The organism is Nocardioides sp. HDW12B, assembly GCF_011299595.1.
In the GTDB taxonomy this organism is placed as follows: domain Bacteria; phylum Actinomycetota; class Actinomycetes; order Propionibacteriales; family Nocardioidaceae; genus Marmoricola_A.
Map to the genome: position 1 here is coordinate 2,502,175 of NZ_CP049867.1, position 13,937 is coordinate 2,516,111.

Sequence of the window (13,937 nt, forward strand, 5' to 3'; positions counted from 1 at the left end):
GCCCATAACGGTCCGGTAACAATGGCGTGTCCGGTCTAGGGATCTGCTGCGAGCCGGGCGAAAGGTTTCCCCTTGGTGCCGCCAACAAACGCGACACCTGCGGGCAAAGGTCCCAGATCTGCCCGTGTTTCGGGAAAACAGGCGTTATCGCCGTACAGGAAAGAGACATCGTGATCCCACGCACCCACCGTCGCGGAGCAGCTGCTCTGCTGGCTGCGGCGGGCCTGCTGACCGCAGGACTCGCCACCGCATCACCCGCACCGGCCGTCCCGAACCAGGACGGCGCGGAGCGGGCCGCCACCGCCCGCGGCGGCGACGACACCCCGAAGCACCCGCTGAAGATCAAGGCCAAGCGCGACGCGCAGAAGCAGGCCGCGCTGCAGCGCAAGCTCGCGGGCAAGAAGCCCAAGGGCAAGGGCGACAACCAGGACGTCCCGCTCGAGCTCGAGGGCACCGACCGGATCTTCGTCGTGCTGGCCGAGTTCGCCGACAAGGAGCACCCGCAGTTCACCGGCCCCGCCACCGCCGATCCGAAGCCCCAGCGCTACGACGGCCCGCTGCACAACGAGATCCCCGAGCCGGACCGCTCGACGGACAACGCCACCCTCTGGCAGGCCGACTACGACCAGGGCCACTACGAGGACATGTACTTCAACCGCATGGCGGAGTACTACGAGACCCAGTCCTCGGGCCGCTACTCCGTCGACGGTGACGTCACCGAGTGGGTGAAGGTGCCCTTCAACGAGGCCGCCTACGGCCGTGACTTCTGTGGCGACGTGGTGTGCGACAGCACCAAGGCGCTCGTGCGCGACGCGTTGGCGGTCTGGGTCGACCAGCAGCTGAAGTCCGGCAAGACGATGGCCGAGGTCACCGCCTACCTCAAGAGCTTCGACGTGCAGGACCGCTACGACGTCGACGCCGACGGCAACTACGATGAGCCCGACGGCTTCATCGACCACTTCCAGATCGTGCACGCCGGTGGCGACCAGGCCTCGGGCGACCCGATCTACGGCTCCGACGCCATCTGGAGCCACCGCTGGTACTCCAACCTCCAGGCCGGCGGCCCCGGCGGTCTGACCGGCGTCAACGCCGGCTCCAACGGCGGCAAGTACTCCACCGCCGACGTGCCGAACAACCCGACCGGCGTCTGGGTGGGCGACTACACCATCCAGCCCGAGAACGGCGGCCTCGGCGTCTTCGCGCACGAGTACGGCCACGACCTGGGTCTGCCGGACCTCTACGACACCTCCGGCAACACCGGCGGCGCCGAGAACAACACCGCGTTCTGGACCCTGATGTCGTCTGGCGCCAACATCGGCGACGGCAGCCCCGACGGCATCGGCGACGCGCCGACCGACATGAGCGCCTGGGAGCTGTTCCAGCTCGGCTGGCTGGGCGAGCAGGGCGACAAGGGCCCGTTCTACGACGTCGCCACCGCCGGCGAGAAGTCGACCCACACGCTGTCGAAGAACGTGCCGGCCACCACCGGCGGCGCGCAGGCGCTGTTCACCGTGCTGCCCGACAACGAGGTCCCGCTGGCCCTCGGCGACCCGAAGACCGGTGAGTACCAGTTCTGGTCCACCCAGGGCGACAACCTCAACACCACGATGACCAAGACCGGGATCTCGGGCAGCAACCTGACCGCCGCGGTCAAGTACGACATCGAGACCGACTGGGACTACGCGTTCCTGGAGACCTCGAGCAACGGCACCGACTGGACGCCGGTCGTCACCAACCGCTCCGACAGCAGCGGCGACCAGAGCGGGTTCAACACCTCCAAGACCGGCATCACCGGCAGCACCGGTGGCGAGTGGGCCCAGCTCACGGCGACCCTGCCGGCCGGCACCACGGCGGTGCGGTTCCGCTACCAGACCGACGGCGCCTACGCGGAGGAGGGCTTCCGCGTCGACGACATCGCGGTCGACGGCACCACCATCGGCACCGCCGAGACCGAGGACGAGGGCTGGGCCTTCGACGGCTTCGTCCGCACCACGGGCTCCGAGGTCCAGAAGTTCTTCAACGCCTACGTGTCGGAGAACCGTCAGTACGACGGCTACGACGCGTCGCTGAAGACGGCGTACAACTTCGGCTTCGCCAACACCAAGCCGGACTACGTCGAGACCCACCCCTACATGCCGGGCATGCTGGTCTGGTACTGGAACGAGGAGTACACCGACAACAACGTCGGTGAGCACCCGGGCGAGGGCCTGCTGCTGCCGGTCGACGCGCACCCGCAGTTCTCGCACTGGAAGGACGGGACGCTCATGCGCAACCGCATCCTGTCCTACGACTCGACGTTCGGTCTCCAGCCGACGAAGAAGATCACCTTGCACAAGGACGGCGTGGCCGCCACCATCGGGTCGAAGGGCGCGGTCCCGCGCTTCGACGACACGAAGACCTGGTGGTACGGCAGCGACCAGCACGGCGCGACCGGCTCGCACCCGGGCCGCTACCAGCCCGGCTGGTACAGCGTCGACGTGCCCAAGACCGGGACGACGCTCACCGTCACCCAGGTCGCGAAGAACGGCACGATGAGGGTCAGCGTCGGCACCACTCGCTGATCGAGCAGCACCCCGCACCACCCAGCAGCACCCCGCAGCACCGGACGCCGTCGACGGGAGACCGTCGGCGGCGTCCGCCGTTTTCTCCCCGCCCGCGCAGCCGGTAGTTTCTTCGCTCGTGCCCTCCTCGCGCCCCGTGTCCCCCGCCGCCCCCGACGCCGACTGGTGGCGCCAGGCGGTCGTCTACCAGGTCTACCCGCGCAGCTTCGCCGACGCCTCCGGCGACGGCATCGGGGACGTCCGCGGCATCACCAGCCGCGCCGACTACCTCGCCTCGCTGGGCGTGGACGCGGTCTGGGTGAGCCCGTTCTACCCCTCGGCACTGGCCGACGGCGGGTACGACGTCGACGACTACCGCGACGTCGACCCGGTCCTCGGGACGCTGGAGGACTTCGACGAGCTGGTGGCGGCGCTGCACTCCCGCGGCGCGCGCGTCATCGTCGACATCGTCCCGAACCACTCCTCGGACCGGCACGCGTGGTTCCGGCAGGCCCTGGCGGCCGGACCGGGGTCCCCGGAGCGCGAGCGCTACGTCTTCCGCGACGGCGCCGGACCGGACGGCTCGGAGCCCCCGAGCGACTGGGAGTCGGTGTTCGGCGGGCCGGCGTGGGAGCGCGTGCCCGACGGCCAGTGGTTCCTTCACATGTTCGCCCCCGAGCAGCCCGACTTCAACTGGGACCACCCGGACGTCCGCGAGGACTTCCTGCGCACGCTGCGTTTCTGGTCCGACCGCGGCGTCGACGGCTTCCGCGTCGACGTGGCCCACTCCCTGGTCAAGGACCTGACCGAGCCCTTCGCGCCGACCGCCGAGCTGCCGCCGCTCCCGCCGGCCCTGGGCCGTCACCCGCTGTGGGACCAGGACGGCGTCCACGAGGTGTACGCCGAGTGGCGGCGCGTGCTCGACGAGTACGACCCGCCCCGCACCGCCGTGGCCGAGGCGTGGGTGCACCGCAGCCGGCTGGCGCCGTACGCCCACCCGAGCGGGCTGGGCCAGGCCTTCACCTTCGACCTCCTCGACGCCCCCTGGGACCCCGCCGCCTTCCGCGAGATCGTCGCCGACGTGCTCGACGCCCACCACGAGACCGGCTCCTCCTCGACGTGGGTGCTGTCGAACCACGACGTCGTCCGCCACGCGTCGCGCTACGGCCTGCCCCAGGGCGACCGGGCCGAGATCTCCGAGGCGTGGCTGGGCACCGACGGCCGGGACCCCGTGCTGGACCGCGAGGCCGGTCTGCGGCGGGCCCGGGCGGCCACCCTGTTCATGCTGGCGCTGCCGGGCTCGGCGTACCTCTACCAGGGCGAGGAGCTCGGCCTCCACGAGGTGCCCGACCTGCCCGCCGAGGCGCTGCAGGACCCGACCTGGGAGCGCTCGGGCCACACGGTCAAGGGCCGCGACGGCTGCCGGGTGCCGATCCCCTGGACGAGCGAGCCGCCGTCGTACGGCTTCGGCGACGCCCCGCCGCACCTGCCGCAGCCGGACTGGTTCGGCGAGGTCGCCGCCTCCGTCCAGGACGGTGACCCGGCCTCGACGCTGACGCTCTACCGCGAGGCGCTGCGGCTGCGCCGCGCGCTGCAGGGCGACGAGCGGCTGACCTGGCACTCCGAGCCCGGCGCACCGGTGCTCGACCTCGAGCGGCCGGGCGGCTGGCGCTGCGTCACCAACATGGGCGGCACGAGCGTCGACCTCCCCGCGGGCGAGGTGCTGCTGGCCAGCGGCCCGCTCGACGGCGGACGGCTGCCGGCGGACACCTCCGCCTGGCTGCGCGTCTGAGCCCCGCCGGAGCTCAGCGCTCCGGGCACCCGTCGACGGGGGGCGGCACCGACGCCTCCACGTCCGCGGCGGCGCGCTGGCGTCCGAGGTTCCACTCCAGCCAGTCGTCGCCGGCGGGCACCCGGAGGCCGAGGCCGCACCGCTGCTCGTCCTCCGACAGCCGCGAGTCGTCGGTGAGCACCGGGACGGCGTCGTCGGAGAGGCCCTGCAGGTAGGTCCAGTCGACCTTGCCGGTCTCGGCGTAGCGCTCGAGGTTGTGCTCGGCGATCCAGGCGTCGGGGTTGACCGCAGCCAGGCCGAGCAGCAGCGTGGCGCCACCGAGCAGCGCCGCGCGGGGCAGCCACCGGGCACGCAGGCGCACCCCGGCGGCGAGCACGCCGAGCACCAGCAGCCCGAGCCACGCCTCGAAGAGGTCGACCAGCAGGCGCAGCCGGGTGAAGCCGTAGGCCTCCTGGTAGACGTGCATCCGGTAGAGCGCGGAGGCCACCACGACGAGGGTCAGCGCGCAGAGCAGCCCCAGCGAGCCGCGCAGCCAGGCCCGGTCCTGCGCCGTCGCGCGGGGAGCCTTGCGCGCCGCGGCCCACACCACGAGCAGCGTGAGGGCGGTCGCGACGGTCATCTGGCCGAAGCCCTCGTGCACGTAGTCGGCGTAGGTCAGCCCGGTGGTGCGCTCGAGGTAGTCGTGCCCGCCGAAGACGACGGTGGCCTGGGCGCCGAGGAAGACGGCGAACACCGCGTCGACCAGCAGCACCGGCACCAGCCACTCGTAGCGGTGCGCCACCGCGCGCACGACCCGCTCGTCGGGCTCGACCCGCGGCGGGTTGAGTGCCAGGTAGACCGCCGCCAGCACGACGCCTCCGACGGCGACCGTCAGGAAGCCCCGCAGCACGAAGGTGTCGACCGTGAGGTCGGGCACCAGCGCCCCGACCCAGCGCGCGAAGACGGCGTCGGCGGAGGCGAACAGCAGCCCGAACACGACGAGACCGAGCAGCGACCAGACGGTCGTCCGCAGCGCGGCGGCACTGCTGCCGTGGCCGGTGACCGCGCGGGCCGAGCGACCCAGCCAGGGCAGTCCCCGGATGCCGGCCAGGGGCCATGCGACGCAGGAGGCGACGAACGCCGGCACGCTGCGACCGGCCACGACCCCCACCGCGCACACGACGGCGCCGGCGAGCAGGCTGAGCGCGATGATCCAGTCCGCGTCGCGGAGCAACGCCACGCACGCGAGCAGCGCGCAGAGACCGGCGCAGGCGAGCGTGAACGGCGAGCGGCGGTTGACGCTGAAGCCCAGGACGACCCCGCCGGCGGCGAGCAGCACCAGGGAGGTGCCGATGCCCGCGTCGCGGAACGGCAGCACCACGGCGGCGAGCAGGCCGACGGCCAGGCTGGCCAGCACCGCCCGCACGCTGGCGGGCAGCGCGACCTCGGGCCAGAAGCTGCCGAACAGCGCGTCCAGGGCCGGCTCGGGCGGCGGGCCGGTCGGGCGGGATGGTCGGGATGGTCGGGCAGGAGCGCCCGCGTACGGCGGGCCGGCCCAGGGAGGACCGGCAGAGGGCGGCCCGGCGTACGGCGGGGGCGGGCTGGTGGGACCGGAGGTGGGCGGCATGGCTGGCTCCTGGGTCGGCGGGACGGGAGGACGGACGACGGTCGGTGGGGAGGACGGCGGGACCTCCGGCGGCTCCCGGGGCAGGTCGACGCGCACCCGCGCCCCCCGGCCGGGCGGCTCGGGGTCGACGACGTGGATGGTGCCGCCGTGGAGGTCGGTCACCCAGCGGGCGATGGCCAGACCGAGTCCGGTCCCCCCTCCGCCCTCGGTCTCGGTCAGGGTGCCGAACCGCTCGAAGACCCGGTCCCGGTCGGCCGCGGGGATGCCGGGGCCGTCGTCGGACACCTCGAGCCGCCAGCGGTCGTCGTACGTCGTGGCGCGCACGCGGACCACGCCTCCGGCGGGGCTGTGGCGCGAGGCGTTGTCGAGGAGGTTCGCCACCAGCTGGTGCAGGCGTGCGGGATCCGCTGTGGTCGTGAGCGTCGGCGGCTCGACGGCGAGGTCGTAGGTCACGTCGCGTCCGGTCACCCGGGCCTGGGCGACGCTGCGCTCGAGCAACGCCTGCACGGTCACCGGCTCCCGGGCGAGGCGGGTCGCGCCGGCGTCGACCCGGGCCAGGTCGATGAGGTCCGAGGCCAGCGCGGAAAGCCGCTCGGCCTGCTCCAGGGCCGCCCGCAGCGCGACCGGGTCGGGCTCCGCGACGCCGTCGGCGAGGTTCTCCAGCACCGCGCAGAGCGCCGTCAGCGGGGTGCGCAGCTCGTGGCTGACGTTGGCGACCAGCTCGCGGCGCTGCCGGTCGACGGTGGCGAGGTCCTCGGCCATCCGGTTGAAGGCGCGGGCCAGCTCACCGACCTCGTCCTTCGAGGTGGCCACCACCCGGGCGGAGTGGTCGCCGCGCGCCATCCTCCGCGCCGCGGCGGTCATCTCCCGCAGCGGCGAGGTCATGCCCACGGCCAGCAGCTGGGTCACCGCCAGCGCCAGTGCGACCGTGACGGGCACGCTCAGCCAGAACGGCACTCCTCCGGCCGCCCCGGTCGCGGCCACGACGGCAGCCACGGTGACGCTGACCGCGACGAGCACCCCCAGCTTGACCTTCACCGAGGTCAGCTGGTCGAGGAGGCGGTTGCTCACGGCCCGGTCCGGTGGGTGCCGCCGGGCTCGAGGGCGTAGCCGACCCCGTGGACGGTGCGCACCCGCTCGGGGCCGATCTTGGCCCGCAGCGCCTTCACGTGGCTGTCGACGGTGCGGGTGCCCGAGGCGCTCTCCCAGCCCCAGACCTCGGCGTACAGGCGCTCGCGGGTGAGCACCGTGCCGGGGCTGCCGGCGAGGTGCACGAGCAGGTCGAACTCGGTCGGGGTCAGGTGGACCTCGGCGCCGGCGACGCGGACGCGGCGGGTCGCCGGGTCGACGCTCAGCTCGCCCAGCTCGATCGACCCGCCCCCGGAGCCGGCGCGCTCGGCCACCAGCTCGGCGGCCCGCTCCACCCGCCGCAGCAGGGCCGCCACCCGGGCCACGAGCTCGCGCATGCGGAACGGCTTGGTCAGGTAGTCATCGGCGCCGACGCCCAGCCCCACGAGGACGTCGGCCTCGTCGTCGCGGGCGGTCAGCATCAGCACCGGGACCGGGCGGGTGGCCTGGATCCGGCGGCAGACCTCGAGGCCGTCGAAGCCGGGCAGCATCACGTCGAGCAGCACCAGCTCGGGGTCGGTCTCGGTGAACCGCGCGACCGCTCCGGGTCCGTCCCAGGCCTGGACGACGTCGTAGCCCTCGCCGCGCAGGCGGTCGGTGACGGCCTGGTTGATGACCGGCTCGTCCTCGACGACGAGGAGCCGCCTCGCCGCTCCCGCTCCGGCTGGTCCCCCGGCGTGTCCCGGCCCCGTGACTGACATGGCTCGAGCCTAGGAGCCCGACGCCGTGGAAGACGGTCGCGAAGCGTGAAGGTTCTGTGCAGGTCGGTCCCGCGGGGCTCAGGGGATGTGGATCTGGCCCTCGGTGATCATGAAGAACGGGTTGTAGCAGATCTCCCAGAGGTGGCCGTCCGGGTCGGCGACGTAGCCGGCGTAGCCGCCCCACTCCATCGACTCGGGAGCCTTGACCAGCGTGGCGCCGGCGGCGACCACCACGGCGAAGGCGTCGTCGACCTCCTCGACCGAGAGCACGTTGATGGCCAGCGTCGAGCCGCGGAAGGCGGGGAGCGACGCCGGGTTCTCCAACCCCGTGTCCTCGGCCAGCTCGGCCATCGGGAAGAGCCCGAGCCAGGTGGCCGCGGTCTTGAACCACACGATCCCGTCGTGGCGCGCCCCGCGCATCTCCCACCCCCAGGCCTCGTAGAACGCGATCGACGTGTCGAGGTCGGCGACGCCGAGCGTGACGATGCTGAAGTTCGCGGGGACGGGCACACGGGCTCCTGGGGGTCGTGGGACGGGGGGCGGTCAGTCGAGGGGTAGGACGTGCTCCAGGCCGACGGTGAGGCCCGGGTGGTCGGCGACGGCACGCAGGCCGGTCAGCACCCCCGGGGTGAACGAGGCCCGGTCCATCGAGTCGTGGCGGATGGTCAGGGTCTCCCCCAGCCCTCCGAGGACGACCTCCTGGTGGGCCACCATGCCCTGGATCCGCAGACCGTGGACCCGGACGCCGTCGACGTCCGCCCCCCGGGCGCCGTCGAGCGCGGTCGAGGTGGCGTCCGGCATCGGCGCCGCCCCGGCCTCACGACGCGCGGCGGCGACCAGCTCGGCGGTGCGGCGGGCGGTGCCGCTGGGGGCGTCGGCCTTGTGGGGGTGGTGGAGCTCGACGATCTCGACGGAGTCGAAGAAGGGGGCGGCCTCGGCGGCGAAGCGCATCATCAGCACGGCGCCGATGGAGAAGTTCGGCGCGATCAGCACCCCGACGCCCGCGTGGTCGTCGAGCTGCGCGCGCAGCGTGGCCAAACGGTCGTCGTCGAAGCCGGTGGTGCCGACCACGGCGTGGATGCCGTGCTCGATGCAGAACGCCAGGTTGTCCATGACCACGTCGGGGTGGGTGAAGTCGACGACCGCCTCGGCCCCGGCGGACACCAGGTCGGCCAGGTCGTCGTCGACGTCGACCCGGGCCACGAGCTCCAGGTCGTCGGCCGCCTCGACGGCCGCGCAGACCTCGCGGCCGACCTTGCCCTGGGCGCCGAGCACGCCGACCTTCCGCACCTGAGTCACGCCCCGACCCTATAGCGGGCCTCGGACGGTGCACCGGACGGTCGGCCGGTCACCCGCAGGCGACGGGCTCCTTCGTCCCGGGCCACCGCTCCCCCACCGGCGGGCCGGTGGAGCGCCCGGCCTCCACGACGTACGCCGCGCTGCCGTCGGGCACCAGCCACAGCTCACGCCCGTCGAGCCGCCACCCGGTGTCGGTCGCGTCGGCGGGCAGGGGCACCTGCGCGGCGTACGACGTGCGCTCGCTGTCGGCCAGCTCGCCGTCGACGTCGCGGAGGTACTGCCCGCCGTCGCGCCCGTCCCCGACCTGGAGGAAGGTGACGTCCTGCCAGTCGCAGTGCTCCGGACCGGCCGACGACTGCACCCGTGAGGTGGGCACCGGCGTCCCCTCCGCGTCGGTCCACACCTCCGTCCCCTGCGCCCGCGCGACCGCCGGCGGGAGCTCGGCCAGGTCGCAGGCGGCGTACGACGTCACGCCCCACCCCTGGTCGCCCGCCCAGTCGCTGACGCCGTCCTCGACCACGAAGGCGACCACGGTCCTGCCGTCGTGCTGCTGGGTGAGGAGCACCCGGTCACCGTCGGTGGCCGTGACCTCGTACCCGGCCGCGGGCACGCCCCCGACCCCGCTCTCCCGGACCAGGACCTCGACCGCGGCCGCCGGGTCGTCCTGCACGGTCTCGAGCCCGCTGTCGACGTAGTCGCCCGCCCCCGAGGTCGCGACCGGGTGGACGCAGTCGAGCGCGCCAGCCGCCTTCGCGGCGACCGGGCGTTCGGGCGCCTCGGCGGCCACGAGGACGTCGGGCTCCGGCGCCGGTGGCTCACCGCACCCCGCGAGCCCGGTGAGCGCGGCGAGCACGACCAGGGCGCCCAGCGCGGGCGGCCGGACGGGCTCGGCACGGGGTCGTCGCAGCATGGCTCGCATGCGAGTGGGACGCATGGCGCCGCCCGACGGTTCCCCGCGCCGGGGGTCAGCGCTTCTCGGCGCGCGACTTCCGACGCTCGGGCCCGACGACGGCCAGCGTCTCGGGCCCGGAGAAGAGCGTGCGGGCGAGGGCGTGGACGTCGTCCAACGTGACGGCGTCGACGCGCCGGATGATCTCCTCGATGCTCGGCAGCTCCTCGCCGTGCAGCTCGGACTTCGCGATGCGCGACATCCGGGCGGCGGAGTCCTCGAGACCGAGCACCAGCCCGCCGCGGAGCTGGCCCTTGCCGCGCTCGAGCTCCTCGGCGCTCAGGCCGTCCTCGGCGAGCAGGCGCAGCTCGGCCCGGACGACGTCGAGGACCTGGTCGAGCTTGCCGGGCAGGCAGCCGGCCCCGACGCAGAAGATGCCGGCGTCGGCGTAGTGGCCGGCGTAGGAGTAGACCGAGTAGGCCAGCCCGCGACGCTCGCGGACCTCCTGGAAGAGTCGGGACGACGGGCCGCCGCCGAGGCAGGCGTTGAGCACGCCGAGGGCGTAGCGCCGGTCATCCCCGCGGGGCAGGGCGTTGACGCTCAGCACCAGGTTGGCCTGCTCGAAGGGGCGGGCCACCCGGACCTCGCCGCCGACGGCGCGCCGGAAGCGGCGCGAGCGCGCGCGGCGGGCCGGGGCGGGCGCCTCGGTGTCGGCGGCGGGAGCGGGCGCGAGGAAGTCGGCCCGGTCGAAGGAGGTGCGCACCATCGCGACGACCTCGTCGTGGTCGACGTTGCCCGCCACCCCGACCACCATGCCGTCGGCGGTGTAGTGCGTGCGCCAGAAGCGGTGGATCTGGGCGCGCGTGAGCGCCGCGATCGACGCCGCCGTGCCCGCGATCGGGCGACCCAGCGGGGAGGTGCCCCAGCACGCCTCGGCGTGAAGGTTCGTCACGACGTCCTCGGGGTCGTCGTCGTGCATGGCGATCTCGTCGAGGATCACCTCACGCTCGGCCTCCACGTCCTCGGGCGTGATGGTCGAGGACGTGATCATGTCGCCGAGCACGTCGACGGCCAGGGGCAGGTCGACGTCGAGGACCCGGGCGTGGAAGCAGGTGTACTCCTTGGCGGTGAAGGCGTTGAACTCACCGCCCACGGCGTCGAGCGACACCGAGATGTCCAGCGCCGAGCGCTCCGGGGTGCCCTTGAAGAGCAGGTGCTCGAGGAAGTGCGAGGCGCCGGCCAGGCCTGGGGTCTCGTCGCGCGAGCCCACCCCGACCCAGACCCCGATCGAGGCGGAGCGGACGCCTGGCATCGACTCGGTGACCACGCGCAGCCCGCCCGGCAGGACGGTACGCCGCACCGTGGACACGACCCCGCCGGTGGTGTCGGTCTCCACCAGCAGCGTCTCCGCCTCGGGCATGACCGGGTCGCCCGACGGCGTACGGGAACGGACCCGGTCGATGTCGACCGGGCCCGTTCCGAGTGCGTGCTTGCGCGACGTGGGGATCAGCCCTCGTCCGCGGCGTCGGCGGCGTCGGACTCCGCGGAGCCGTCGTCCTCGACGACCGGGATCAGCGACAGCTTGCCGCGGTCGTCGATCTCGGCGATCTGGACCTGGAGCTTCTGGCCCACCGAGACGACGTCCTCGACGGCGTCGACGCGCTTGCCACCGGCCAGGCCACGCAGCTTGCTGATGTGCAGCAGGCCGTCCTTGCCCGGGAGCAGCGAGACGAACGCACCGAAGTTCGTCGTCTTGACGACCGTGCCGAGGTAGCGCTCGCCGACCTCGGGCATCGTCGGGTTGGCGATCGCGTTGACGGCCTGACGAGCGGCCTCGGCGGCCTCGCCGTTGGTGGCACCGATGTAGATGGTGCCGTCGTCCTCGATGGACAGCGACGCGCCGGTGTCGTCCTGGATCTGGTTGATGACCTTGCCCTTGGGCCCGATGACCTCGCCGATCTTGTCGACGGGGATCTTCACGGTGATGATCCGCGGGGCGTGCAGGCTCATCTCCTCGGGGGCGTCGATGGCCTCGGCCATGACGTCGAGGATCGCCAGGCGCGCGTCGCGGGCCTGGGTCAGCGCGCCGGCCAGCACGTCGGCGGGGATGCCGTCGAGCTTGGTGTCGAGCTGCAGCGCGGTGACGAACTCGCGGGTGCCGGCGACCTTGAAGTCCATGTCGCCGAAGGCGTCCTCGGCACCGAGGATGTCGGTCAGGGCGACGTACTCGTCCTTGCCGTCGACCTCACCGGTGATGAGGCCCATGGCGATGCCGGCCACGGGGGCGCGGAGCGGGACGCCGGCCTGGAGCAGCGACAGCGTCGAGGCGCAGACCGAGCCCATCGAGGTGGAGCCGTTGGAGCCCATGGCCTCGGAGAGCTGACGGATCGCGTAGGGGAACTCCTCGCGGGTGGGCAGCACCGGCAGGATGGCGCGGCGCGCGAGCGCACCGTGGCCGACCTCGCGACGCTTCGGGGAGCCGACGCGACCGGTCTCGCCGGTGGAGAACGGCGGGAAGACGTACTTGTGCATGTAGCGACGGGTCTTCTCCGGCGACAGCGTGTCGAGCTTCTGCTCCAGCGTGAGCATGTTCAGCGTGGTGACGCCCAGGATCTGGGTCTCGCCGCGCTCGAACAGCGCCGAGCCGTGCACGCGCGGGATCACGCCGACCTCGGCGGTCAGGCTCCGGATGTCGGAGAGGCCACGGCCGTCCATGCGGACCTTGTCGCGCAGCACGCGGTCGCGGACCAGCGCCTTGGTGACCGAGCGGAACGCCGCACCGATCTCCTTCTCGCGACCCTCGAACTGCGGGCCGACGGCGGTCAGGACGCTGTCCTTGACGGCGTCGAGACGCTCCTCGCGCTCCTGCTTGCCGGTGATGGTCAGCGCCTGCGCCAGGTCGGCGGAGGCGGCGGACTCGACCGCGGCGTACACGTCGTCCTCGTAGTCGAGGAAGATCGGGAAGTCCTGGACCGGCTTGGCGGCCTGCTTGGCCAGCTCGGCCTGGGCCTCGCACAGCTGCTTGATGAAGGGCTTCGCGGCGTCGAGGCCGCTGGCCACCTTCTCCTCGGTCGGCGCCTCGGCACCGCTGCGGACGAGGTTGAAAGTCTCCTCGGTGGCCTCGGCCTCGACCATCATGATGGCGACGTCGCCGGTGTCGGTGACGCGACCGGCCACGACCATGTCGAAGACGGCGTCCTCGAGCTGGGTGTGGGTCGGGAAGGCCACCCACTGGTTCTCGATGAGGGCGACGCGGACGCCGCCGACGGGGCCGGAGAACGGCAGGCCGGAGAGCTGGGTCGACAGCGACGCGGCGTTGATCGCGAGCACGTCGTACGGGTTGTCGGGGTCGAGCGCCAGCACGGTGATGACGACCTGGACCTCGTTGCGCAGCCCCTTCTTGAAGGTCGGGCGCAGCGGGCGGTCGATCAGGCGGCAGGTGAGGATCGCGTCCTCACCGGGACGACCCTCGGACCGGAAGAACGAGCCGGGGATCTGGCCCACGGCGTACATCCGCTCCTCGACGTCGATCGTCAGGGGGAAGAAGTCGAAGTGGTCCTTGGGGTGCTTCCCGGCCGTGGTGGCCGAGAGCAGCATCGTGTCGTCGTCGAGGTAGGCGGTGACCGAGCCGGCCGCCTGACGGGCCAGCAGGCCGGTCTCGAACTTGACGGTGCGCTGACCGAACTTGCCGTTGTCGAGAACGGTCTCGACAGCAGAGATGACGGGTCCCTCCATGGGGATCTCCTTTTCGTTTCGCGGAGCGATCACGCGACGTCGACTGCCGTGCTGCGGCGCATCGACGATGAACAGCTGGCCAGCGAGTGCTGGCCGGTGGCCGGAGCCGGGGGCCGGTCTTCGATCGAGGCCCGCGGGTGCGTCGACCGGTGCTGCTGGTCGAGACCGCCCGAGGGCCACTACCGAGGACCGAGCCGGACGTTCGCGGTCGCTCCTGGGGTGATGGATTCAGTTGTGACGTGCCGGT

General features: G+C 72.8%; 9 protein-coding genes. 2 read left to right on the forward strand and 7 right to left on the reverse strand.

Annotated elements, in window-relative coordinates:
- The first annotated feature begins 170 nt into the window (after positions 1-170).
- The gene (locus G7072_RS11720) at positions 171-2,561 is read left to right on the forward strand and encodes an immune inhibitor A domain-containing protein (RefSeq protein ID WP_166086569.1); all 2,391 of its coding nucleotides are present in this window, start codon (positions 171-173) and stop codon (positions 2,559-2,561) included.
- Between the two features lie 118 nt (positions 2,562-2,679).
- The gene (locus G7072_RS11725) at positions 2,680-4,332 is read left to right on the forward strand and encodes an alpha-amylase family glycosyl hydrolase (protein WP_166086571.1); all 1,653 of its coding nucleotides are present in this window, start codon (positions 2,680-2,682) and stop codon (positions 4,330-4,332) included.
- 13 nt (positions 4,333-4,345) lie between these two features.
- Here G7072_RS11725 and G7072_RS11730 read toward each other — a convergent pair whose 3' ends face one another.
- The 7 genes from G7072_RS11730 to G7072_RS11760 all read right to left on the reverse strand — a co-directional run bounded on the left by G7072_RS11730 (position 4,346) and on the right by G7072_RS11760 (position 13,690).
- Positions 4,346-7,009: a DUF4153 domain-containing protein gene (locus G7072_RS11730; protein ID WP_166086573.1), complete on the reverse strand. Its 2,664-nt coding sequence runs from the start codon at positions 7,007-7,009 to the stop codon at positions 4,346-4,348.
- Positions 7,006-7,767: a response regulator transcription factor gene (locus G7072_RS11735; RefSeq protein WP_166086574.1), complete on the reverse strand. Its 762-nt coding sequence runs from the start codon at positions 7,765-7,767 to the stop codon at positions 7,006-7,008. The genes G7072_RS11730 and G7072_RS11735 overlap by 4 nt, the downstream gene beginning before the upstream one ends.
- Before the next feature lie 78 nt (positions 7,768-7,845).
- Complete coding sequence (locus G7072_RS11740) at positions 7,846-8,277, reverse strand: VOC family protein (protein WP_166086576.1); 432 nt, start codon at positions 8,275-8,277, stop codon at positions 7,846-7,848.
- A 33-nt stretch (positions 8,278-8,310) separates the two neighbouring features.
- Positions 8,311-9,057 carry a 4-hydroxy-tetrahydrodipicolinate reductase gene (gene dapB / locus G7072_RS11745; protein WP_166090049.1) on the reverse strand — a complete coding sequence of 249 codons (747 nt, stop codon included), beginning with the start codon at positions 9,055-9,057 and terminating at the stop codon, positions 8,311-8,313.
- 58 nt (positions 9,058-9,115) lie between these two features.
- Positions 9,116-9,976 (reverse strand): hypothetical protein, encoded by an 861-nt coding sequence (locus G7072_RS11750; protein WP_166086578.1) that lies wholly within the window; start codon positions 9,974-9,976, stop codon positions 9,116-9,118.
- Positions 9,977-10,031: 55 nt separating this feature from the next.
- Entirely contained in the window at positions 10,032-11,375 is a 1,344-nt protein-coding gene (locus G7072_RS11755) for a pitrilysin family protein (protein WP_166086580.1), read from the reverse strand.
- A gap of 86 nt (positions 11,376-11,461) precedes the next feature.
- Positions 11,462-13,690, reverse strand: coding sequence for a polyribonucleotide nucleotidyltransferase (locus G7072_RS11760; protein ID WP_166086582.1), 2,229 nt, complete (start codon positions 13,688-13,690; stop codon positions 11,462-11,464).
- Positions 13,691-13,937: the final 247 nt, after the last annotated feature.

Bases quoted from the DNA above. Each gene is read 5' to 3' on its own strand.
- G7072_RS11735 (WP_166086574.1), bottom strand. From the start codon at position 7,767: ATGTCAGTCACGGGGCCGGGACACGCCGGGGGACCAGCCGGAGCGGGA.
- G7072_RS11755 (WP_166086580.1), bottom strand. From the start codon at position 11,375: ATGCCCGAGGCGGAGACGCTGCTGGTGGAGACCGACACCACCGGCGGG.
- G7072_RS11760 (WP_166086582.1), bottom strand. From the start codon at position 13,690: ATGGAGGGACCCGTCATCTCTGCTGTCGAGACCGTTCTCGACAACGGC.
- G7072_RS11750 (WP_166086578.1), bottom strand. From the start codon at position 9,976: ATGCTGCGACGACCCCGTGCCGAGCCCGTCCGGCCGCCCGCGCTGGGC.